We start from the raw sequence: 22,311 nt of genomic DNA, 5'->3' as shown, positions 1-22,311 counted from the left end.
ACCATGAAAACCTCCCTGTGCCTGTTGAGCGCTGCCCTGCTGCTCACCATGACCGCCTCGGTGTTTGCCGCCAGCAGCGTCGACCTGGCCGTCAAAGGGCTGATCACGCCCAGCGCCTGCACCCCCACGCTGGCCCAGGGCGGCGTTGCCGACTATGGAAAGATCGCCGCCAGGGATCTTCGCGAAAACCAATCCACCCCCCTGCCGGCCACCACCCTGCAACTGAACCTGAGCTGCGAGGCGGCAACGCTGTTTGCACTCGACGGTGTGGACAATCGCGCCGGCTCCTCGAACAGCCCCGACGATTACTCCTACGGCCTGGGGGTGATCAACGACACGGAGCGGGTGGGCAATTTTGTCATCATCGTCAGGGATTACCTCGCAGACGGCCTGCCGGTGAGCAAGCTGGTCTCAACAAACAACGGCACCACCTGGAACGAGAACAGTGAGGACGCCATCTGGATGCGCGGCCGACTCACCGCCTTCGGGAACAACGCCAATGGAAACTGGGCGCCCATCGCGATCAAGACGCTGAACAGCAGCCTGGTGGTACACCCCTTTATCGCCGCGTCCAGTGAGTTGACCCTGACCCGGGAACAACCGATCGATGGCTCCGCCACCCTGGAAGTGGTGTACCTCTAACCCTTCATCTTTCGTACTAAGGAAGGTTTAAACGATGACTTACCTGAGCGCTGTTCCCTTGGCCGTCCTCTTGTTGGGCGCCTCATCTTTCACGCTGGCAGGCAGCAGCCAGGACCTCACGGTCAAGGGCATCATCACCCCGAGTGCCTGCGCGCCCATGGTCTCCGGTGATGGCACGGTTGACTTCGGCAAGGTATCAGTCAGAGACCTCAACCCCGACACCTACACCGACCTGCCCAGAGAAACCATGCTGCTGAGCGTGCGTTGTGAAGGGCCGACTATTTTCACCCTGAACACCATCGACAACCGCGCCGGCACCACCGCCAGCCACTTCGCCTGGCATGGCCTGGGCGTGACAGCCAACGATGAAAAAGTCGGCGATGCCGGGCTCGGCCTGTACAGGCCAGTGGCCGATGGCGTGCCGGTACGCACCATCACCTCCCGGGATGGCGGCGTGACCTGGATGCCCTCGGTGATGCTCAGCCATACCTTGCTGACGGCGGTCGCCGACAACGACGGCCTGGCGCCGATTGCGGTCCAGGCGCTGGACGCCGAAATACGCCTGATCACGCACATCGCCCCCGCCAGCAGCCTGACGCTGACCGACGAAGTGCCCATCGACGGCCACGCCACTGTGCAAGTCAATTACCTCTAAGGAGCTCACCCGATGAAAACCCGATTGACCACCCTGGCCGCCAGCGTACTGCTGCTCAACTCGGCAACGACCTTTGCCGCGTCCAGCGTGGACCTGACCGTCAAGGGCCTGATTGTGCCCAGCGCCTGCACCCCCAGCCTTTCCGGCGGCGGCGTGATCGACCACGGCAAGGTGTCCGCCAAGGATTTGCACCCGGACAGGGGAACGGCGATTGGGGTGAATACCCTGTCGATGAGCGTCAACTGTGACGCGCCGATCCAGTTTGCCCTGCACCCCATCGATAACCGCGCGGCCTCAGGCCTAAGCACGGACTTCGGCCTGGGCTTTATCAATGAAACCCAGAAGCTGGGCCACTTCTCCCTCACGTGGCGCGGCATGGTTGCCGACGGCGTGAGCGTTCAACCCATCGCATCAATGGACCAGGGCAAAACCTGGTACGCCGAGAAATTCTGGGAACCGAGCATGTACATGGCGGCGGCGTCGATGAGCGACGACACCCAGCCGCTGTCGATCAAAGACCTGAGCGTGGATCTGGAAGTGCTCACGATCATCAACCGCGCCGACAGCCTGGACCTTAGCAATGAAGTCACCATCGATGGCTCGGCCACCCTTGAAGTGAAGTACCTCTAACCTATGGCCGCCCATCCTCCGACCACCTGCAGGCATGGGCTGCGTCTTACGTTGCCAGAGCCCTGTAGATGGATGCGCATCTTCATCGCCGGGCTTTGCCTGGCCACGATGACCGCAGCCCATGGGGCTTCGGTCGTCGATCTGACGGTCACCGGCCGGGTAACCCCGGATGCCTGCCATATCGAGCTGACCCATGACGGCACCGTCGATCACGGCAAGATTGCGTCCCACAGCCTCAAAGACGACGAGTTCACCGTGCTGCCGATCCAGATGCTCGAACTGCGCGTGCAGTGCGCCAGGCCCATGCTGTTTGCGCTGGTGGGCATCGATAATCGCGCCGACTCTTCGTCGGCTCCCGATTATTTCTACGGGCTGGGCAGGAACATCCACGTCCCCGAAGAGCGCCTGGGCTCCGTGGCGCTGGCCTATCGCAACGCGGTGGGCGACGCGCAGCCCATGCAGGTATTGGCCTCCGCCGACAACGGTGAAACCTGGTCGCAGGAGCCCAATGCCTACCCCGGTACCCATATGGCCTTTGCACCGACGGGTGACCGTCAACCCGACTTCATCAGCCAGTTGATCGTCCAGCTTCAAGTGAGCACCGCCATCAACTTCTCGCGTTACCTGACCCTGGACCAGGAAGTCCCGCTCGACGGAGCCATCGTTCTGGACCTGCGCTACCTCTGATCGATCCTCTTTTTGGCCTAATGGAAACCCGTCATGACGACGACATTCTCAAACACCGCTGTGGGCCTCCTTGCCTTGTTCCTCGTGCTCGGCAATCAGGTAAAAGCCGACGGTATGGTCCCGGACACCTCCGTGGTAATCGTGCATGAAGAAGACGGCGAAGCGTCCGTGTCGGTGACCAACACCGACAACCAGCTCGCCCTTTTGCATGTCACCTTGCAGGATATTGCGGAGGACACCGAACCATTGCTGGTGGTGACGCCGCCGCTGTCACGGGTCGAAGCGTCCAAATCCCAGCTGGTGCGTTTCATTTTGCAAAACCAGCAGCCATTGCTCACCCAACGGCTTAAACGCGTGGTGTTCGAAGGCATGCCCCAAGGCCGCGCAGCCACCGCCGCCGGGCATGCCCGCGTGGGCGTGACCGTGCGCCAGAACCTGCCGGTGATCGTGCACCCCAAGGGCCTGGCCCCCAACCGCACACCCTGGACCGACCTGACCTGGACACTGCGCGACGGCCAGTTGCAGGTGCGCAACGACACGCCGTATGTGGTGCGGCTGGCGCAGGAGCTGCGACTGCTGCCCGGCGACGGCAGGGCCATGCTGCCGCGCACCTACGTACTGCCGGGCGAAGCCTTGAGCGTCCCGGCCAGCGGTAGCCAGGCACGTACGGTCAGGCTGCAACCGGCCACCGTGTACGGGTTTGCGGTCAAGGCCTACGACGCACCGATCAGTTTCTGACGCAACACCCAGGCGGCATCATCCACCGCCGCCTGAGTCACGCAGTGACCGCTCATTGAGCGTCACCCGAACGCCTGGACCACAAGCCCTAGGCGTTCACCACCCGAGTACCTTGCTTGAAAACAGTATTGAGTTACCGTGACGGCGAAGCCGTGCCCGATCCCTCTGCCGGCGCCGCCCTGCCGCTGGTGTTGCTGCTGTGTGCGCTGCTACCGGCCAGGGTCTGCGCCGAGGATGCCAGCCCGTCCGGGTTCGATGCACAGACCTTGCATCAACGTGGCATCGATCCGCAGTTGGCCAGCCTGTTGCTTTCTGCACCGCGCTACGCGGCCGGGCAACATACCGTCAATCTGCGCGTCAACGGTCAGCCCCGTGGCCGCTTGGCGGTGAATTTCGATCAGCAGGGCAATCTGTGCTTTGACCGCACCTTGCTGGACGGCGCCCAGCTGATGCGTGCCGATGAGGCGGCCGGGTGCGAGGATTTCCTTGTCCGCTACCCGCAAACCCTGGTGGAGCCGGACCCGGCAACGCTGACGGTGTCGCTGGTGGTACCCACCCAAGCCCTGCGCACGGTGCAGCAGGATATCTCCGGCTACCAAACCGGTGGGTTAGCCGGGCTGCTCAACTACGACCTCAGCGGCTTCTACAATCGCTTCGGTGATGACGCCAGTCGCTTTGGCTCGGCCAATACCGAGGTGGGATTCAATGCCGGCGACTGGATCGTGCGCAGTCGCCAGGTGCAGACCTGGCAGGATGGCCTGTCACGCAGCACCCACTTGGAAGCCTATGCCCAGCGCACCTTCGCCAGCCACCAGGCGGTACTCCAGGCAGGGCAAATCAACCTGTACAACCCGGTACTGTCCGGCGCGCAGATCACCGGCGTGCAGGTGCTCACCGAACACGCCCTTCAAGAACAGGGCCAGGGCGCGCAGATCCAGGGCATCGCCAACAGCCCGGCCCAGGTGGAGGTGCGCCAGAACGGCGCGTTGATTCATTCCACCGTCGTGCCCGCCGGGCCCTTTACCCTCACCGATGTGCGTCGCTTGAACACGCGCTCGGACGTCGAAGTCACGGTCAAGGAAAGCATCGGCGGCGAGCGGCGTTTTACCGTGCCGGCGGCGATGCTCGGGCTCGGGCTGCCGGCGCCGGGTTACTCCGTGGCGGCGGGCCGGGTGCGCAATGTGGGCGATGCCAAAGGCGATGATCCGTGGGTAATCAGTGGCGGCTGGACCGGCGCTCTGCACCCGCAGTTGACCCTGGGCACGGGCGTGCTGGCGGCCAGTGAATACCGCTCGATGGGCGCCACCCTGGGCGTGTTGCCGTGGCTGGATAGTCAGCTTCAGTTGTCCACTCAACTGTCCAACACCCAGGCCCGGGAAAAGGTGTCCGGCATACAGACCGATCTCTCCTGGTCCCAGCGCCTGGGCGAGCGATGGTCGATCAGCGCGGCCAATTCCTGGCGCAGCATCGGCTACCGCGAACTCGAAGAAAGCACTTACGCGCGCGACGACAACCACCGCTATTCGCGCTACCGCGACCAGCAAAGCCTCAACCTGGGCTGGTCCCACCCACGATTGGGTGCATTCAGCGCAGGGGTGTCGCGCTCGGCCAATTTTGCCGGCGACAGCAGCAGCCGTGCGCTGGCCTCCTGGGGCACAAGCCTGGGCGTGGTGTCGTTGTCAGCCAGTGCCGAGTGGCAAATGGGCGGTCGCCAGCAGCAGGACAACGCGGTGTACCTCACGATCGGCGTGCCGTTGGGCGAGAGTCGCCGGCTACGTAGCTGGGTGCGTAATTCCGGCGGCCAGAACCGCACCGGGCTGGGCATCACGGAACAGATCGACGACCAACTCGGCTATCGCGTCAGCGCCGAACACGACAGCAGCGACCATCAGGTGGAAACCACCCTGGGCGTGTCGGCATTGCCGCGCTACAGCCAACTCGACGTGAGCTACAGCCGCTCCGATGCCGAGCGCTCCAGCTACCAGGGCAGTGCGCGCGGCGGTGTGGTGCTGCACGGCGGCGGCGTGACCTTTTCCCCCTACCCGGTGCGTGACACCTTCGCCCTGGCATCGGTGGGCGACATGAGCGGCATCAAGCTCAACACCCCCAGCGGCCCGGTATGGACCGACTGGCAAGGCCAGGCCGTGGTGCCGCAAGTGGCTGCCTACGGTCGCAGCCCGGTGGAAGTGCAGACGCGTTCATTGCCGCGCAACGCCGATATCAATAACGGCCTGGCAATGATCTCGGCCGGACGCGGTGCCGTGGAGCGCGTCGAATTCGGCGTCGGCCTGACCCGCCGCCTGTTGCTCACCGTCAGCACGGAACAGGGCGAACCGCTGCCCGCAGGGGCCTCCGTCAGCAGCGCTGATGGCGAGTTCATCACCCTGGTGCAGGACAGCAGCCAGGTGTTCCTGCCCAATGTGCTGGACCAATCGACGCTGTGGATAACCACGCCGCAAGGGCGTCGTTGCCAATTGCGCTACTCACTGCCGGAAAAAGCCGACCCCTCGGTGTACTTCGAAACGGCCCCCGCACGCTGTCATGCACCTTGAGGATTTCCGCCATGCCCCTTGCAACCTGCTTGCGTCAACTGTGCCTGTGGCTGTTGATCGGCGTCGCCGGCACTGCCCAGGCCATGGACGAATGCCAACTGAACGTCAGCGAACCGCTGCTGGATTTCGGCCTGATGAACCGCCTGGCGCAAAGCGACGGCGCGCCGGAACGCCTGCTCGGCGAACGCCGTCTGAGTGTGACCGTCAACTGCCCGCAGGCCGAAGACCTCAGCCTGTTCTACCGTGCAAAAGCCGCCAGCCCACAGCGCCTGCGGTTTACCGAACACGGCAGCTATGCCATTGAGGCCGGGAATGCCCTGCTCGATGGCCGGGCGGTGGAACTGGGTTTGCTGCCGGCCGTGGGTCAGGCACCCGTCGCCAATGGCAGCGTCGTGCAATGGCGACCCGGTCATGGCATCGCGCCGGTCGAACGAGGCGCTGTGCTCACGGGAAAAACCCTGGCGCTGCAATTGACCGTGCGCGCCTGGGCTGACCCTGCCGCCACCCAAGTGCGCGATGCCACCACCTGGGAAATCTCCGACATGCTGTACGGCGCACGCCATGGGCGCTACCGCGAACTGACGCTGCGTGCGCACTTTGCCCCGATCGCGTGCCTGCCGACGCTATCCGACCAGGGTGTGGTGGACTACGGCACTTTGTATGCCAAAGACCTCAACAGCAGCACTGAAACGCCCTTGCCCACTCGCACCCTGCGCCTGAACGTGACGTGCGACGCGCCGATCCGCTTCGCCCTGCACATGAAGGACAACCGCGATGGCTCGGCCACCGGCGGCATCGACGAAACCGCCTATGGCCTGGACCTGGATGCGAGCCGTGACAAGATCGGGCGCTTTTACCTCACCCTCGATCCGGCGGAGTTCAGTGCCGATACCTTCCCCGCGTTGTACCGCACCGACTCCACCAGCAATGGCGTGGCGTGGAGCAGTTCCACCGCGCGGCAAATCCCCATGGCCGCCAACAGCATCATGGGGTTTACCGACAAAACCGGCGTCACCAGCGGGCCAGTGGCCCTGCAGACCCTGACCGGCACGATGCGCATCAAGACTTATCTTGCGCCCATGCAAACCCTGGACCTGCGCGAGGTCGTGCGGATCAACGGTTCCGGCACGCTCGAAATCGTCTACCCCTGAGCCATCACTGTGAGGAGTCCGTCCCATGAAAACCCGTCTCTTTTCCAGCCTGTTGCTACTGGCCAGCACCCCCTCGGTACTGGCCGCCTCGACTGTGGACCTGAGTGTCCATGGCCTGATCACTCCCGCCGCCTGCTCACCGCAGCTGTCCAGCGGCGGCCTGATCGACTACGGCAAGATCGCCCGGCAGGACCTGAACCTGGAGACCGCCACGCGCCTGCCGCCAAAGACCCTGCATATTGGCATCGCCTGCAATGGCCCCGTGCGCTATGCCTTGCGCATGCGCGACAACCGTGACGGTTCAGCCATGGTCAACAGCGAGATTTATTACGGCCTGGGGTTCGATAACAGCGGCAATCGCCTGGGGGTTTACTCCATGACCTTCGACCCAAGGCAAACCCAGGCCGGCAACACCGCGCAGGTCTATGGCACCGAATCCACCACCGGTGGCCTGGCGTGGCGCACGTCCAATCTCAACCCCATCGACATCGGTTCCAGAAGCTACCTGGGCTTTACCGCTGTCGAAGGCAGCGTCAGCGGGCCCACGGCCATCAGTCTCCTGGACGGCATTGTCACGGTGCAGACCGTGATCAATGCCCGGCAGAACCTGGACTTGAGCGTGGAGACCGCGCTTGATGGATCGGCCACGCTGGAAGTGGTGTACCTCTAGACTTGCTCGCTGGTGACTTGCACGTAGCGCGCACGCCCGGCACCGAGGCCCGCGACGATAGCCCCCAGGCCGATCACGGCGAAAATCCAGCCGATGGCTGTCCAGCCGCCGGTCCAGTCATGCACCAGGCCGACCGCGAAAGGGCCGAGAGACGCCAGGGTGTAACCGATGCCCTGGGCCATGCTCGACAGGTTGGCCGCCACGTGGGAATCGCGTGAACGCAACACGATCAAGGTCAGCGCCAGGCTGAAGGTACCGCCCTGCCCCAGGCCCAGCACAATCGCCCACCCCCATAAGCCCTCCAGCGGTGCGTAAAGACAACCGAACAAACCGCCCAGGGTCAGCAGCATCACCACCACGATTGCCAGGCGCTGATCCTTGCCACGGGTGGCGAGCCAGGGGGCGGCAAGGGAGCTGAGCAGTTGCACGATGATCGAGCCGGATAATGCCAACCCGGCCTCGGTGGCGCTCAGGCCGCGACCGATCAGGATCGACGGCAACCAGCCGAACACGATGTAGGCCAGCGACGACTGCAAGCCCATGTAGAGCGTGACCTGCCAGGCCAGTGGGTCGCGCAGCAGACCCTTTACACGATAAGCAACGCGGTGGCTGCCGTGCTGTTGGCCGACCTGCGGCAACCAGACCAATGCCGCCGCCAGCGCCGGCAGTATCCAGAAGCCCAGGCCAATGGTCCAACGGTCACCAAAGTAGTGACTCAACGGCACGGTAGCGCCCGCTGCCATGGCGGCGCCCAGGCACAACGCCATGGTGTAGACCCCGGTCATGGTCCCGGCCTGCCTGGCGAAATCACGCTTGACGATGCCCGGCAACAGCACGCCGATGATGCCGATGCTCGCACCGGCAATCAGGCTGCCGACGAACAGGCCCACTTCGCCGAACGAACTGCGCAGGATGATCCCGGCGGCCAGGGTCAATAGAATGCCCAGCACCACGCGCTCGGCGCCAAAACGTCGCGCCAGCATCGGCGCGGTCGGCGCGAACAGGCCCAGGCACAGCACCGGCAAGGTGGTCAGCAAGCCGGCCTTGGCGGCCGACAAACCCAGGCTGCTGGAGACTTCAGCCAGCAGCGGCGACAGGCTCGACAGCGCCGGGCGCAGGTTCAGCGCCACCAGAACCAGGCCGAGCAACAGCAACCAGGGTCGCGCCACGCTCGGCTGCGCGCGTTGCACACCCTCATCGTCGGCCTCGGCGTCAATCAGCAGCTCTTCAAGTTCAGTCTTGCGTTGCGTTTCAGGGGTCATTGATCAACTGCCGGCAGAGGGATTTGGCGCGTTGCGGATCTTGCCGAGCGCAGTGCCTGCAGCTCGCCTGCAGTACGGCCAATCATGGGATGAATTTTCCCACAGGCTATTCGGAGCTGCCTACAAAGGCAACGCACTAGGGTTCTTAGGCAGGAAAAGGAGCAGTATTTTCGATTGGTAAAATTACCCTTAGAGGGTAATTATTGGCCTCAGGTGTCTTATGGAAAAGTACACACCTCATTACGATTTGGCGGTGATAAAGGCGGATGTCAGGCGGCTTGGAGACCAGGCATTTACCGCAACTGCCAGGACCACAGGAAGGAAACTCGGTTTCACAATCCATGAAATGCGAGAGATCGTTTGTCAATTGCAAGCAAGGATGTTGTACAAATCAATGACTTCCTATGCCGACCATAGGGTCTGGCAGGACGTGTACCACATCAGTTCACACGGCATGGAGATTTACATAAAGGTCACTTACTGCATAGGCGGCACCCCACCGGTAATCTCCTTCAAGGAGTGCAACTCATGAAAACCCAACAATGCTGTATATGCGGTGCGCCCGAAGGAATGACACGCTTCGAGGGGCGCAGCGAAACCCTTAGCGTCAAAGGGATGGAGCGTCGTGTTGATGACCTTTCTGGCTGGGAATGCCATGTATGCCGGGACGGCATGTATGACCCCGATAGCTCAGCGCGCCACGCGAAAGCAGGTGATGAACTCATCCACGCTGCACGAAAAATGATCGGCACCGAGATGAAACGCATCCGCCGTAAGCTGCATCTCACACAAAAAGAAACGGTGGAGCTTTTGTCAGGCGGTGGCCACAACGCGTTTTCACGCTACGAACGCGGTGAGCTCCTGCCACCCAAACCCCTGGTGCTACTGATGCGGTTATTGGATCGCTACCCGCACCTGCTAGCTGATGCCAAGGTATTGGCCGAGGGTGCTGACATGCGGGGGTTCACCCATACCGTCAACACAGAGCATAAGGCGAAAATTTCATAGCCTTCAAGCAATAAACCCGGCACCAGGCCGGGTTTATTTTTCACCCATCGATCAATGCAAAATCTGGCTCAGGAACAACTTGGTCCGATCATTCTGCGGATTGTCGAAGAAGTCATTCGGCGCCGCCTGCTCAACGATCTCGCCCTTGTCCATGAAGATCACGCGGTTGGCCACGGTGCGCGCAAACCCCATCTCATGGGTCACGCACAACATGGTCATGCCGTCTTCGGCCAGGCCGATCATGGTGTCCAACACCTCCTTGACCATTTCCGGGTCGAGTGCCGAGGTCGGCTCGTCGAACAACATGATCTTGGGCTTCATGCACAGCGCGCGGGCAATCGCCACACGCTGTTGCTGGCCACCTGAAAGCTGCCCCGGAAACTTGTGGGCCTGCTCCGGGATGCGCACGCGCTCAAGGTAATGCATGGCGATTTCCTCGGCCTTGCGCTTGGGCATCTTGCGCACCCACATCGGCGCCAGCGTGCAGTTCTGCAGGATGGTCAGGTGCGGGAACAGATTGAAGTGCTGGAACACCATGCCGACCTCGCGGCGGATCGCTTCGATCTGCTTGAGGTCGTTGGTCAGTTCCACGCCATCGACCACGATGCGGCCCTGCTGGTGCTCTTCCAGACGGTTGAGGCAGCGGATGGTGGTGGACTTGCCCGAACCCGACGGGCCGCACAGCACGATACGCTCGCCCTGCTTGACGTTGAGGTTGATGTCTTTCAACACGTGGAACTGGCCGTACCACTTGTTGACGCCCTGCATCTGGATAATGCCTTCAGGGCTCACAGGCTGTTTGATCGCTTCGCTCATAACAACAACTCCTAACGCTTGTGGCCTGTGTCGAGCTTGTGTTCCAAATGAATGGAATAGCGCGACATACCAAAACAGAAAATCCAGAACACCAGGGCGGCGAACACGTAGCCTTCGGTGGCCATGCCCAGCCATTTGGGGTCAGCGGCGGCTTGCTTGACGCTGTTGAGCAGGTCGAACAGGCCGATGATGATCACAAGGCTGGTGTCCTTGAACAACGCGATGAACGTGTTGACGATGCCGGGGATCACCATCTTCAGGGCTTGCGGCAGTATCACCAGGCCCATGCTGCGCCAGTAACCCAGGCCCATCGCCGCAGCCGCTTCGTACTGGCCCTTGGGAATCGCCTGCAAGCCGCCGCGCACCACCTCGGCCACGTAGGCCGACTGGAACAGGATCACGCCGATCAATGCGCGCAGCAGCTTGTCGATGCCCATGCCTTCAGGCAGGAACAGCGGCAGCATCACCGAGGACATGAACAGCACGGTGATCAACGGCACGCCGCGCCAGAATTCGATGAAGGTCACGCAGACCACCCGAATCGCCGGCATGTTCGAACGCCGTCCCAACGCCAGCATGATGCCCAGCGGCAACGCGCCGGCAATGCCCACGGTGGCGATGACCAGGGTCAGCATCAAGCCGCCCCACTGGCTGGTGGCCACGTTGGTCAGCCCGAACGCACCGCCGTGCAGCAGGAAGAACGCGATGATCGGGTACAGCACCAGAAAGCTCAGGCCATAGACCGCCTTGCGTTGAAAGCGCGAGATGAACAACGGCGCCACGCCGACAATCGCCAGCCAGACGGTGAGGTCTACGCGCCAGCGCAGATCGCCGGGGTAGTAGCCGTACATGAACTGGCCGAAGCGCTGTTGGATGAATACCCAGCAGGCGCCTTCCTTGGTGCAATCGGCGCGCGTGGTGCCGACCCAGTTGGCATCGATGATCGCCCAGCTGAGGATCGGCGGCACTACCAGGTAGATCAGGTAGAACGCCAGCAACGTCAGCAGCGTGTTGAGCCAGCTGGAAAACAGGTTGGCGCGCATCCATGCCATCGGCCCGAAGACTTTGTTCGGCGGCGGCATATCAGGTTTGAACGTATGTGAACTCATGGGCGTTTCCTCACCGCTCGATCAGCGCAATGCGCTTGTTGTACCAGTTCATCAGCAGGGAAATGCTGATGCTGATCGCCAGGTACACGCTCATGGTGATGGCAATGACTTCGATGGCCTGGCCGGTCTGGTTGAGCACCGTGCCGGCAAACAGCGAAACCATTTCCGGGTAACCGATACCGGCGGCCAGTGACGAGTTTTTCGCCAGGTTCAGGTATTGGCTGGTCAGCGGCGGAATGATCACCCGCAGGGCCTGCGGGATGATGACCTTGCGCAGCGTCGGCCCGGGGCGCAGGCCCAGGGAACGTGCCGCTTCGGTCTGGCCATGGCTGACCGACTTGATGCCCGAACGCACGATCTCGGCGATAAACGCAGCGGTATAGACGGTCAGCGCCAGGGTCAGTGCCAGCAGTTCAGGGATCAGTACCCAGCCGCCGACGAAGTTGAAGCCTTTGAGCTCGGGCATTTCCCAGTGCAGCGGCGCGCCGAAGAGCAACGCGCACAACGTCGGGATCACGATGAACAACGCCAGCCCCGCCCAGAATTTATGGAACGGAACACCGGTGGCTTCAAAGCGCTTGTTGGCCCAGCGTGCCATCAGCACGATTGCCACGATGGCAACCACGACGCTGGCCACGAACGGCCAGAAACCATCAGCGGCAATCGCAGCCGGCATGTTCAGGCCACGGCTGCTGACAAAGAAGGTGTCGCCGAAATTGTGACTGTTGCGCGGCCCCGGCATGGTCAGGAACACCGCAAAGTACCAGAACAGGATTTGCAGCAGCGGCGGAATGTTGCGGAATACTTCCACATACACGGTCGCCAGCTTATTGATCATCCAGTTCGGCGACAGCCGCGCCACGCCGATGATGAAGCCGAGCAGGGTCGCCAGGACCACACCGATCACGGTCACCAGCAAGGTGTTGAGCAAGCCGATCACAAATACCCGGGCATAGCTGTCCGACTCGGTGTAATCGATCAAGTGCTGCGCGATGCCGAAGCCGGCACTGCGCTCGAGAAAGTCGAAACCCGAGGTAATGCCCCGGTGCTGCAGGTTGGTCTGGGTGTTATTGAAGAGGTACCAGCCCAGCGAGACCACCGCCACAATCGTGATGATCTGGAAGAGCCACGCACGCACTTTGGGATCGCTGAAGCTGAGCTTCTGCTTGGGTGCGCCGATTTGATTTTGCATGAAGTGCCCCGAAAAGAATGGAACAGAACATCACCCGGCGGTTGGCCCACCGGGTGACAGAACCATCAGCGATCAGCGCACAGGCGGTGCGTATTGAATGCCGCCGTTGTTCCACAGCGCGTTCAGGCCACGGTCGATTTCCAGCGGGGTGCTCTTGCCCAGGTTGCGCTCGAACACTTCGCCGTAGTTACCAACTTGCTTGACGATCTGCACGACCCAGTCTTTCTTCACTTTCAGGTCTTTGCCGTATTCGCCGTCAGCACCGAGCAGACGGGCGACGTCCGGGTTCTTGGTGGACTTGGCTTCAGCTTCAACGTTTTTGGAGGTGATACCGGCTTCTTCAGCATTGAGCATGGCGTAGCCAACCCAGCGCACGATGGCCAGCCACTCGTCGTCGCCGTTACGCACGACCGGGCCCAGGGGCTCCTTGGAAATGGTTTCCGGCAGCACCACGTAGTCCTTCGGCGCGGCCAGCTTGCTGCGCTGGGCGAACAGTTGGGACTTGTCGGAGGTCAGCACGTCGCAACGCCCGGATTCCAGCGACTTGGCGCTTTCATCGGAGGTGTCGAAGGTGATCGGGGTGTATTTGAGGTTGTTGCCACGGAAGTAGTCGGAAACGTTCAGCTCGGTGGTGGTACCGGCCTGGATGCAGATGGTTGCACCGTCCAGTTCCTTGGCGCTTTTCACGCCCAGCTTGTTGTTAACCAGGAAGCCGATGCCGTCGTAGTAGGTGATGAAGCCCGGGAATTTCAGGCCCATGCCCGCATCGCGGGAGCTGGTCATGGTGGTGTTGCGCGACAGGATGTCGACTTCGCCGGACTGCAGCGCGGTGAAACGCTCCTTGGCGTTCAACTGGCTGAACTTGACCTTGGTCGCGTCGCCGAAAACGGCGGCGGCGACGGCACGGCACACGTCAGCGTCGATCCCGAGGATCTTGCCGCTGGCATCCGGCACCGAGAAACCCGGCAGGCCGTCACTCACGCCACACTGTACAAAGCCTTTCTTCTGCACGGCGTCCAGGGTGGCGCCAGCCTGGGCAAAACCACTGACACCCAATACGGCCGCCGCGGTCACGATGGCCAGGGTGGATTTCAATACCTTCATTCAAACCTCCAGTTGCTCTTGTTGTGTCGGAGCTCCAACCTCAGCGCACCCTTATGAGGCGATATCGACCCGTGTTGGCTTTTTTTGGGGTCAAGCAGCATGAGATCTTTGCGGTAATTCCAGTTGCTTCCCCACAAGCGGCAGTCACTGATAGTGTTACCGCCCTGGGAGAGTTCTGACATCGACCTACACATAGCAAGGCCCGTACCAGAGTGCCGGCTGAGTCGCTGAGTACCCGGTTCAATAGCAAAAGATTCAACCTTGCGACATTCTCTTAACAGATCAACCTGTCGCGCACCGTTGCGACGCACCCAATCGGAGCGCCTGCACATCTATGGAGCAAACATGACCGAACCCTTGATTCTAGAGCCCGCCAAGCCCGCAGACGCCTGCGTAATCTGGCTGCATGGCCTGGGCGCCGATCGCTATGACTTTCTGCCGGTAGCCGAAATGCTGCAGGAAACGTTACTGACCACCCGCTTCGTTTTGCCCCAGGCACCCAGCCGCCCGGTGACGATCAACGGTGGCTACGAGATGCCGAGCTGGTACGACATCAAGGCCATGAGCCCGGCCCGTTCGATCAGCCTGGAAGAACTGGAAGCGTCGACCGATACGGTCACGGATTTGATCGAAGCGCAGAAAAGAACCGGGGTAGACGCTTCGCGTGTTTTCCTGGCTGGCTTTTCCCAAGGGGGTGCGGTGGTTTTCCACACAGCCTTTAAAAAATGGCAGGGCCCGCTGGGTGGCGTGATCGCCCTCTCCACTTACGCGCCGACGTTCGACGATGAGCTGGAATTATCCGCCAGCCAGCAACGCATTCCGGCCCTGTGCCTGCACGGCCAGTGCGACGAGGTGGTACAGAACGCCATGGGCCGCAGCGCCTATGAGCATCTGAAGACCCGTAGTGTCACCGTGACATGGCAGGAATACCCAATGGGCCACGAAGTGTTACCCGAGGAGATACGCGATATCGGCACTTGGCTGGCTGAGCGCCTGCGCTGACTCGCGCGTTTATGTAGTTGTATGACAGACGCACTACGCCGCGCCCGATTCTTGCATTACACTGGCCGGCGTACATTCCTTAACCAATTAATGAGATGACCGTGCTCAAAGCACTCAAGAAGATGTTCGGCAAAAGCGAGGCTGAGCCGCTCGCGCCTGTTCCCAGTGCTCCCGTCCCGCCAACCGGCAGCCGCAATGACGGCAGGCAGCCCGCCCGCACGGCACCTGTTGCCCAGCCAAACGTGACAGCGCCTGAACAGACAAGACCGGTTGAGGTCGCTGCCGCGCCGGTCGCGCCAAAGCCTCGCCGCGAGCACGCCCCAAAGCCGGTCGTCATCCCGTGGAAACTCGAAGATTTCGTCGTCGAGCCCCAGGAAGGCAAGACCCGCTTCCACGACTTCGACCTGGCCCCGGAACTGATGCACGCCATCCAGGACCTGGGCTTCCCGTACTGCACGCCGATCCAGGCGCAGGTGCTGGGCTTCACCCTGGCCGGCAAAGACGCCATCGGCCGCGCCCAGACCGGCACCGGCAAGACCGCCGCGTTCCTGATCTCGATCATCACCCAACTGCTGCAAACGCCACCGCCCAAGGAACGCTACATGGGCGAACCGCGCGCGCTGATCATCGCCCCTACCCGGGAGCTGGTGGTGCAGATCGCCAAGGACGCCGCCGACCTGACCAAGTACACCGGCCTCAACGTCATGACGTTCGTCGGCGGCATGGACTTCGACAAGCAGCTCAAGCACCTGGAGGCGCGTCACTGCGACATCCTGGTTGCCACCCCAGGCCGTCTGCTCGACTTCAACCAGCGTGGCGACGTACACCTGGACATGGTCGAAGTGATGGTGCTGGACGAAGCCGACCGCATGCTCGACATGGGTTTTATCCCGCAAGTGCGCCAGATCATTCGCCAGACCCCGCCAAAAGCCGAGCGCCAGACCCTGCTGTTCTCCGCGACCTTCACCGAAGACGTGATGAACCTCGCCAAGCAGTGGACCACCGATCCATCCATCGTCGAGATCGAGGCGCTGAACGTCGCCAGCGAAAACGTCGAGCAGCACATCTATGCCGTGGCCGGTGCCGACAAGTACAAATTGCTCTACAACCTGATCAACGACAACGGTTGGGAACGCGTGATGGTCTTCGCCAACCGCAAGGACGAAGTGCGCCGCATCGAAGAACGCCTGGTGCGCGATGGCGTCAACGCCGCGCAACTGTCCGGCGACGTGCCGCAGCACAAGCGCATCAAGACCCTGGAAGGCTTTCGCGAAGGCAAGATCCGCGTGCTGGTGGCCACTGACGTGGCCGGGCGCGGGATTCACATCGACGGCATCAGCCACGTGATCAACTTCACCCTGCCGGAAGTGCCGGACGACTACGTACACCGTATCGGTCGTACCGGGCGTGCCGGGGCTGCGGGCGTGTCGATCAGCTTTGCCGGGGAAGATGACTCGTACCAACTGCCGTCGATCGAGACGCTGCTGGGGCGCAAGATCAGCTGTGAGACGCCGCCGACGCACTTGCTGCGGGCTGTAGAACGCAAACGCCCTTAAGCTGAAATGCAATAAAAGTGTGGGAGGGGGCTTGCCCCCGATAGCGGTGGGTCAGCTAGACATAAGCTGGCTGATCCACTGTCATCGGGGACAAGCCCCCTCCCACATTCTGATCTGTGCTGATTTTGAGATAGGTGTCGGGCTGGCTATTTCCAGCGATCCGCTGCGGCCTGGTCACTGCTGCGCCCTTCAACCCAACGCGCACCTTCCGGCGTGTTCTCTTTCTTCCAGAACGGCGCACGCGTTTTCAAGTAATCCATCACAAACGCACAGGCATCGAATGCCGCCTGACGATGCGCACTGGCCGCCGCCACAAACACAATCGGCTCACCCGGCTCCAGCGCGCCGATGCGATGCAGCACCTCCAGCTTGAGCAACGGCCAGCGCTGCTCGGCCTCCACGGCGATCTTGGCCAGGGCTTTTTCGGTCATGCCCGGGTAGTGTTCCAGAAACATCCCCGACACGTCGCGGCCGTCATTGAAATCGCGTACATAGCCGACAAAACTCACCACCGCGCCCACGCCCACATTGGCTGCGTGCATGGCGTTGACTTCGGCACCGGGATCAAAGGCCTCGACCTGCACACGTATGGCCATGCTCAGCCTCCGGTCACGGGCGGGAAAAACGCGATGTCGTCACCAGCCTGCACCGGTTCATCAAGGCCGCACAGTTCCTCATTGCGTGCGCACATCAGGCTGCTCTCGTTGAGCACTGCAAACTCCGGATCACCGGCCAGCGCCAGGCGCACAGCATCGACCGTAGCAAACTCGCCTTCCATCTCCAGCGAATCAAAGCCCACCGCTTCGGCGTAACGCGCAAAAAACAATACGTTGATGCTCATGCCTGGTCCGCCTTGAAATGCCCGCTTTTACCGCCCAGCTTTTCCAGCAGGCGAATACTTTCGATGGTCATGCCGCGATCCACGGCCTTGCACATGTCGTAGATGGTCAGTGCCGCGACACTCGCCGCCGTCAGCGCTTCCATCTCTACACCGGTCTGCCCGGAAAGCTTGCAGCGCGCCAGGATATGCACGGCATCCACGCCATCGGCGCGCAGTTCGACCTTGACGCCAGTGAGCATCAGCGGGTGGCACAGGGGGATCAAGTCACTGGTTTTTTTCGCCGCCTGGATCCCGGCAATGCGGGCCACGGCAAACACGTCGCCCTTGGGATGGGCGCCGTCGACAATCATTTTCAGGGTGTCGGGCAACATGCGCACCCGCGCTTCGGCCACGGCTTCACGGAACGTCACGGCTTTGTCGGTGACGTCGACCATGTGGGCGCGACCTTGGGAATCGAGATGAGTCAGCACAGCGATACTCCTGATCAGGAGCAACGATTGTAAACCCAACACGGAACAAAATGTGGGAGGGGGCTTGCCCCCGATTGCGGTGGGTCAGTCAACAGAGATGTTGAATGTGCCACCGCTATCGGGGGCAAGCCCCCTCCCACATTGATCGCGATTACAAATGAGACTCGGCGTACTCGGCCAGAATCGAACGTGGTACGCCCTGCAGCGCGATGTGCACGCCGTTCGGGAAGTCCTTGAAGCGTTCCGTCAGGTAAGTCAGCCCGGAGCTGGTCGCGGACAGGTAAGGGGTGTCGATCTGTGCCAGGTTGCCCAGGCACACCACTTTGGAACCGGCGCCGGCACGGGTGATGATGGTTTTCATCTGGTGCGGGGTAAGGTTCTGGCATTCGTCGATCAAAATCAGGCTCTGCTGGAAGCTGCGACCTCGAATGTAGTTGAGGGATTTGAACTGCAACGGCACTTTGCTGAGGATGTAGTCGACGCTGCCATGGGTGTTTTCGTCATCCATGTGCAAGGCTTCGAGGTTGTCGGTGATCGCCCCCAGCCAAGGCTCCATTTTTTCCGCCTCGGTGCCGGGCAAAAAGCCGATTTCCTGGTCCAGGCCCTGCACGCTGCGGGTGGCGATGATGCGGCGATAGCGCTTGGTCACCATGGTCTGTTCGATGGCGGCGGCCAGGGCGAGGATGGTTTTCCCCGAACCTGCGGCGCCCGTCAGGTTGACCAGGTGAATGTCCGGGTCGAGCAGCGCATACAGCGCCAGGCTCTGATAGATGTCACGCGGTTTCAGGCCCCAGGCTTCCTGATGCAACAGGGGTTCCTGATGCAGGTCGAGGATCAGCAGCTTGTCGACCTGAATCTCCTTGATCCAGCCCACAAAGCCCTGCTCGTCGACGATGAATTCGTTGATATGCACTGCCGGCAGGTTGTCGGTCAGTTGCACCTGATGCCAGGTGCGGCCGTGGTCCTGGCGGGTTTCGACCTTGCTGACGCGGTCCCAGAACGAGCCGGTCATCATGTGATAACCACGGGACAGCATCGACACGTCGTCCACCAACTGGTCGGTACTGTAGTCCTCGGCAGCGATCCCACACGCTCGTGCCTTGAGGCGCATATTGATGTCTTTGGTCACCAGCACCAGGCGCAGGTCCTTGTCGCGCGCGTGCAGGTCGATCAATTGGTTGATGATTTTGTTGTCGTTGAGGTTTTCCGGCAGCAGGCTGCTGGGCTCGCTGCGTTTGTTCATCAGGATCGACAGCAACCCCTTGGGCCCGCTCTTGCCACGCTGGATCGGCACGCCGACTTCAACGTCCTCGGGCGAGGCTTCGCCCAGGGTCTTGTCGATCAGGCGGATGGCCTGGCGGCATTCGGCAGCGACGCTGTGGTGGCCGCTTTTGAGTTTGTCCAGTTCCTCCAGCACGATCATGGGGATGGCGACGTGGTGTTCTTCAAAGTTAAGCAGTGCGTTTGGATCGTGAATCAATACGTTGGTATCAAGCACATAAAGGATTGGCTGGTCGGAAGAAGGGGTGCGTCCATGATCATCCATACTCGGTCACCTTTGTGGGAGCCAGTCGACGCAATACCTGGGCGGTGCTGCGCCTCGATTCGACCACCGACTGCACCTGGTGTGACGTCAAGTGCAGTGCCCACATTAGGAGTCTTGGAAGACGCCACCTGTGCTGCAGGTTTCGGCGGTCTGACTTCGTAATACCGCAAAACCCATGACAGGAAAAAGCACTTTGACGCTTTTTTGAAGTTTATTTTTCAGGATGACGAATAGCACTAGCCGAGTGCCATACACCCCGTTAAAGTCGGAAGTCCGCCTGCATCGAAATGTCGCGGCAAATCACCCCGAAAATCCCCCTCGACCAACAGGGCCGGGCATTTCATCGAAATGCTTCACGACAGTCCTGCCAACCCAGGCCACTCTGCGCCGTCGACTGCAACAACATTGGCAATGCCACCCGCGCCTTGTCCTGGGGATCGTGGAACACAATCACACCTTTGCGCCACAGCAGCATCAGCGTCAGCACCCGCTGCGCCGACTCTTCGGCCTTGAGCTTGCCCGGATCGTCCTGGGAATCGATGTCCCATAGCGCCACTTGCAGACCCTGGGCCTGAAAGAAGCCCTGGCTGTCCGCGCGCCGTTGCCCGTAAGGCGGTCGAAACAGCGGCACATAGTTTTCCGGCAGCAGGTTTTGCACCAGTGATGCGCTGCGGGTGATGGAATCCTGCCAATCGATCCAGTGGCTGTGAGAGCGATACTGCCAACCCTGGATACCCACGCACTGCCCCTGGTACAACGCCTGCACATCCGCAGCGGAACTGCGCTCCACACGGGTTTGCAGGCTGCTGCCGAGGGCGAAGAACGTGGCGTTGATCTTTTGCTTGCGCAGGTAATCGGCGAGCCAGTCGGTATTGCCGCCGACCGTTGCCGGGCCGCCATCGAAGGTCAGCAGGAACATGCGATCGTTAAGCTCATCGCCATTGCGCTCGTGGTCGCCAAAGCGCGCCACTTCGCTGCTGATCTGCGGCATCAGCGCGGCCTTGCGCAGCAGTTCATCGAGATAGCGCTCATGAAAGTGCCGGCTGGGCGCGGCCCAGCCTATATAGAACGAGTCGTCACTGACGGCGAACTTGCCGGCCTGCTCGCGCAGGTCGTCCATGTTTTCCACCAGATAACAGAACGAAGCGTCCTCTTCGCAGCTTTGCTGGGCGAACGTGTAGTTCTCCAACAGCCGCTGCCAGAGTTGGCGGCGCAGGTCGTCGATTGCGGCCAGGTTGATGATCTTCAGCCCCAGGCGCTGCTTGAGCGCGGGCTCGTCCAGGGCTTCGCTGGCCAACAGGCCGTGGGCAAACATCAGGATTTCAGCGCGCGAGGCCACGTCGAACAGCGCCGGGCTGCCGAGTTTTTCCGGCCAGGTGGCGCGGTCGAGGCTGGCGACATCAACCGGCGCGGCCTGGGCATTCAGGCAGAGCAGGCAAGCCGATAATAAAAGCGCTAATCGCACACGGGGTCTCCCTCTCCAGAGTTACCGCCCATCATAGCGGACTGCCCCGCCCTTTTTGTGTAGGCGCGAGCTTGCTCGCGAAAAACGTCTGGGCACCGCGTTTATTCAGCCTGCCAGCATTATCGTTGACGACTTTCGCGAGCAAGCTCGCGCCTACACAAAAACCGGGGCCTATTGGCTTGATAGGTGGAGTCGAACGCTCCAACCCCCTAGAATCGCGCACACGATTCCAGGAGCCAACTTCATGCTGATGGTGATTTCCCCCGCCAAAACCCTCGACTTCGAGTCCAAGCCGGTCACTGCGCGCTTCACCCAGCCGCAGTACCTGGACCATTCCCAGGAACTGATCGAGCAACTGCGCGAACTGAGCCCGGCGCAGATCAGCGAGTTGATGCACGTCTCCGACAAGATCGGCGGCCTCAATGCCGCCCGCTTCGGCAGCTGGACGCCCGCTTTCACCCCGGCCAATGCCAAGCAGGCCCTGCTGGCGTTCAAGGGCGATGTATACACCGGCCTTAACGCCGAAACCTTCAGCGATGCCGATTTCAGCTACGCCCAGGACCACCTGCGCATGCTCTCCGGCCTCTACGGCCTGTTGCGCCCGCTGGATTTGATGATGCCGTACCGCCTGGAGATGGGCACCAAGCTGGCCAACGCCCGTGGCAAGGACCTCTACGCGTTCTGGGGCACGCGCATCAGCGAATGGTTGAATGAAGCGCTGGCCGCGCAAGGCGACGACGTGCTGCTCAACCTGGCCTCCAACGAATACTTCTCGGCGGTCAAGCGCACGGCCCTGAACGCGCGAATCATCAACACCGAGTTCAAGGACCTGAAAAACGGTCAGTACAAGATCATCAGCTTCTACGCAAAAAAAGCCCGGGGCATGATGAGCCGGTTTGTGATTGAAGAACGCATCAACGATCCGGCCAAGCTCAAGCAGTTCGATGTGCAGGGCTATCGCTTCGATGCAGAGCAGTCCAAGCCGGATAACCTGGTGTTCTTGCGCGATCACGCACCGGAATAAGGCCGTACAGAGACTGATGATCAAATGTGGGAGGGGGCTCGCCCCCGATGGCGGTGGTTCAGCTACAAACAAGCTGACTGAAAGACCGCTATCTGGGCATAGGTATCTACACAACTCTGTAGCGCCCAACCGTAACCACGATGCGAAGCGAGTCGCTCTTGATCTTGATCTGCTTTTGATCTTGATCTCAG

The 22,311-nt window shown here is 61.3% G+C and carries 23 protein-coding genes; 13 read left to right on the top strand and 10 right to left on the bottom strand.

Translation table 11 applies throughout. The annotated features are described in order from the left end of the window. Window positions 1–3: 3 nt before the first annotated feature. From BFP93_RS25170 to BFP93_RS25135, 8 genes are all read left to right on the top strand, one after another. On the top strand, window positions 4–642 hold the full coding sequence (locus tag BFP93_RS25170; RefSeq protein ID WP_065895343.1) for a DUF1120 domain-containing protein: 639 nt from the start codon (window positions 4–6) through the stop codon (window positions 640–642). A gap of 34 nt (window positions 643–676) precedes the next feature. Next, complete coding sequence (locus BFP93_RS25165; protein WP_065895332.1) at window positions 677–1,297, top strand: DUF1120 domain-containing protein; 621 nt, start codon at window positions 677–679, stop codon at window positions 1,295–1,297. 12 nt (window positions 1,298–1,309) lie between these two features. Beyond that, entirely contained in the window at window positions 1,310–1,927 is a 618-nt protein-coding gene (locus BFP93_RS25160) for a DUF1120 domain-containing protein (protein WP_065895331.1), read from the top strand. A 3-nt stretch (window positions 1,928–1,930) separates the two neighbouring features. Further along, window positions 1,931–2,614 (top strand): DUF1120 domain-containing protein, encoded by a 684-nt coding sequence (locus BFP93_RS25155; protein WP_065895330.1) that lies wholly within the window; start codon window positions 1,931–1,933, stop codon window positions 2,612–2,614. Between the two features lie 33 nt (window positions 2,615–2,647). After that, complete coding sequence (locus BFP93_RS25150; RefSeq protein ID WP_065895329.1) at window positions 2,648–3,352, top strand: fimbria/pilus chaperone family protein; 705 nt, start codon at window positions 2,648–2,650, stop codon at window positions 3,350–3,352. A 116-nt stretch (window positions 3,353–3,468) separates the two neighbouring features. Then, on the top strand, window positions 3,469–5,904 hold the full coding sequence (locus tag BFP93_RS25145; protein ID WP_176717582.1) for a fimbria/pilus outer membrane usher protein: 2,436 nt from the start codon (window positions 3,469–3,471) through the stop codon (window positions 5,902–5,904). Between the two features lie 11 nt (window positions 5,905–5,915). Beyond that, window positions 5,916–7,055, top strand: a complete 1,140-nt coding sequence (locus BFP93_RS25140; protein ID WP_065895327.1) for a DUF1120 domain-containing protein — start codon at window positions 5,916–5,918, stop codon at window positions 7,053–7,055. Window positions 7,056–7,080: 25 nt separating this feature from the next. Further along, the gene (locus tag BFP93_RS25135) at window positions 7,081–7,725 is read left to right on the top strand and encodes a DUF1120 domain-containing protein (RefSeq protein WP_065895326.1); all 645 of its coding nucleotides are present in this window, start codon (window positions 7,081–7,083) and stop codon (window positions 7,723–7,725) included. Here BFP93_RS25135 and BFP93_RS25130 read toward each other — a convergent pair. Continuing rightward, entirely contained in the window at window positions 7,722–8,987 is a 1,266-nt protein-coding gene (locus tag BFP93_RS25130) for a CynX/NimT family MFS transporter (protein ID WP_065895325.1), read from the bottom strand. The two genes, BFP93_RS25135 and BFP93_RS25130, sit on opposite strands and share 4 nt — an antisense overlap. A 220-nt stretch (window positions 8,988–9,207) precedes the next feature. Here BFP93_RS25130 and BFP93_RS25125 point away from each other — a divergent pair, with 220 nt between their 5' ends. Further along, a complete protein-coding gene (locus tag BFP93_RS25125; RefSeq protein ID WP_065895324.1) occupies window positions 9,208–9,519 on the top strand; it encodes a type II toxin-antitoxin system MqsR family toxin in 312 nt (103 codons plus the stop codon). Beyond that, window positions 9,516–9,995, top strand: coding sequence for a type II toxin-antitoxin system MqsA family antitoxin (locus BFP93_RS25120; protein WP_065895323.1), 480 nt, complete (start codon window positions 9,516–9,518; stop codon window positions 9,993–9,995). The genes BFP93_RS25125 and BFP93_RS25120 overlap by 4 nt, the downstream gene beginning before the upstream one ends. 51 nt (window positions 9,996–10,046) lie before the next feature. On the opposite strand, the gene BFP93_RS25115 is transcribed toward BFP93_RS25120, so the two are convergent. The 4 genes from BFP93_RS25115 to BFP93_RS25100 form a co-directional block, all read right to left on the bottom strand. Further along, on the bottom strand, window positions 10,047–10,811 hold the full coding sequence (locus tag BFP93_RS25115) for an amino acid ABC transporter ATP-binding protein (protein WP_003171943.1): 765 nt from the start codon (window positions 10,809–10,811) through the stop codon (window positions 10,047–10,049). An 11-nt stretch (window positions 10,812–10,822) separates the two neighbouring features. Continuing rightward, window positions 10,823–11,920 carry an amino acid ABC transporter permease gene (locus BFP93_RS25110; RefSeq protein WP_016978216.1) on the bottom strand — a complete coding sequence of 366 codons (1,098 nt, stop codon included), beginning with the start codon at window positions 11,918–11,920 and terminating at the stop codon, window positions 10,823–10,825. 10 nt (window positions 11,921–11,930) lie between these two features. Next, entirely contained in the window at window positions 11,931–13,112 is a 1,182-nt protein-coding gene (locus BFP93_RS25105) for an amino acid ABC transporter permease (protein ID WP_065895322.1), read from the bottom strand. A gap of 72 nt (window positions 13,113–13,184) precedes the next feature. Further along, window positions 13,185–14,216, bottom strand: coding sequence for an amino acid ABC transporter substrate-binding protein (locus tag BFP93_RS25100; RefSeq protein ID WP_016978213.1), 1,032 nt, complete (start codon window positions 14,214–14,216; stop codon window positions 13,185–13,187). A gap of 345 nt (window positions 14,217–14,561) precedes the next feature. Between BFP93_RS25100 and BFP93_RS25095 the strand changes: the two genes are divergently transcribed. Both BFP93_RS25095 and rhlB read left to right on the top strand, forming a co-directional pair. After that, window positions 14,562–15,218 (top strand): alpha/beta hydrolase, encoded by a 657-nt coding sequence (locus BFP93_RS25095; RefSeq protein ID WP_065895321.1) that lies wholly within the window; start codon window positions 14,562–14,564, stop codon window positions 15,216–15,218. Window positions 15,219–15,313: 95 nt separating this feature from the next. Then, window positions 15,314–16,774 (top strand): ATP-dependent RNA helicase RhlB, encoded by a 1,461-nt coding sequence (rhlB, locus tag BFP93_RS25090; protein ID WP_065885869.1) that lies wholly within the window; start codon window positions 15,314–15,316, stop codon window positions 16,772–16,774. 146 nt (window positions 16,775–16,920) lie between these two features. On the opposite strand, the gene moaE is transcribed toward rhlB, so the two are convergent. From moaE to BFP93_RS25065, 5 genes are all read right to left on the bottom strand, one after another. Further along, window positions 16,921–17,370, bottom strand: coding sequence for a molybdopterin synthase catalytic subunit MoaE (gene moaE / locus BFP93_RS25085; protein WP_065895320.1), 450 nt, complete (start codon window positions 17,368–17,370; stop codon window positions 16,921–16,923). 2 nt (window positions 17,371–17,372) lie between these two features. Further along, complete coding sequence (locus BFP93_RS25080; RefSeq protein ID WP_065895319.1) at window positions 17,373–17,615, bottom strand: MoaD/ThiS family protein; 243 nt, start codon at window positions 17,613–17,615, stop codon at window positions 17,373–17,375. Next, window positions 17,612–18,085 (bottom strand): cyclic pyranopterin monophosphate synthase MoaC, encoded by a 474-nt coding sequence (moaC, locus tag BFP93_RS25075; RefSeq protein WP_056858942.1) that lies wholly within the window; start codon window positions 18,083–18,085, stop codon window positions 17,612–17,614. Before moaC ends, BFP93_RS25080 begins: the two co-directional genes overlap by 4 nt. Before the next feature lie 151 nt (window positions 18,086–18,236). Next, the gene (locus BFP93_RS25070; RefSeq protein WP_065885865.1) at window positions 18,237–19,631 is read right to left on the bottom strand and encodes a PhoH family protein; all 1,395 of its coding nucleotides are present in this window, start codon (window positions 19,629–19,631) and stop codon (window positions 18,237–18,239) included. Between the two features lie 340 nt (window positions 19,632–19,971). Beyond that, complete coding sequence (locus BFP93_RS25065; protein WP_065895318.1) at window positions 19,972–21,096, bottom strand: polysaccharide deacetylase family protein; 1,125 nt, start codon at window positions 21,094–21,096, stop codon at window positions 19,972–19,974. Between the two features lie 244 nt (window positions 21,097–21,340). On the opposite strand from BFP93_RS25065, the gene yaaA reads away from it, so the two are divergent. Beyond that, a complete protein-coding gene (yaaA, locus tag BFP93_RS25060) occupies window positions 21,341–22,120 on the top strand; it encodes a peroxide stress protein YaaA (RefSeq protein ID WP_065895317.1) in 780 nt (259 codons plus the stop codon). Window positions 22,121–22,311: the final 191 nt, after the last annotated feature.

Source organism: Pseudomonas sp. 44 R 15, assembly GCF_900004965.1.
Lineage (GTDB): Bacteria > Pseudomonadota > Gammaproteobacteria > Pseudomonadales > Pseudomonadaceae > Aquipseudomonas > Aquipseudomonas orientalis_A.
Note: the sequence above shows the minus strand (reverse complement) of the source record. Positions and strands in the feature narration are given on the sequence as shown.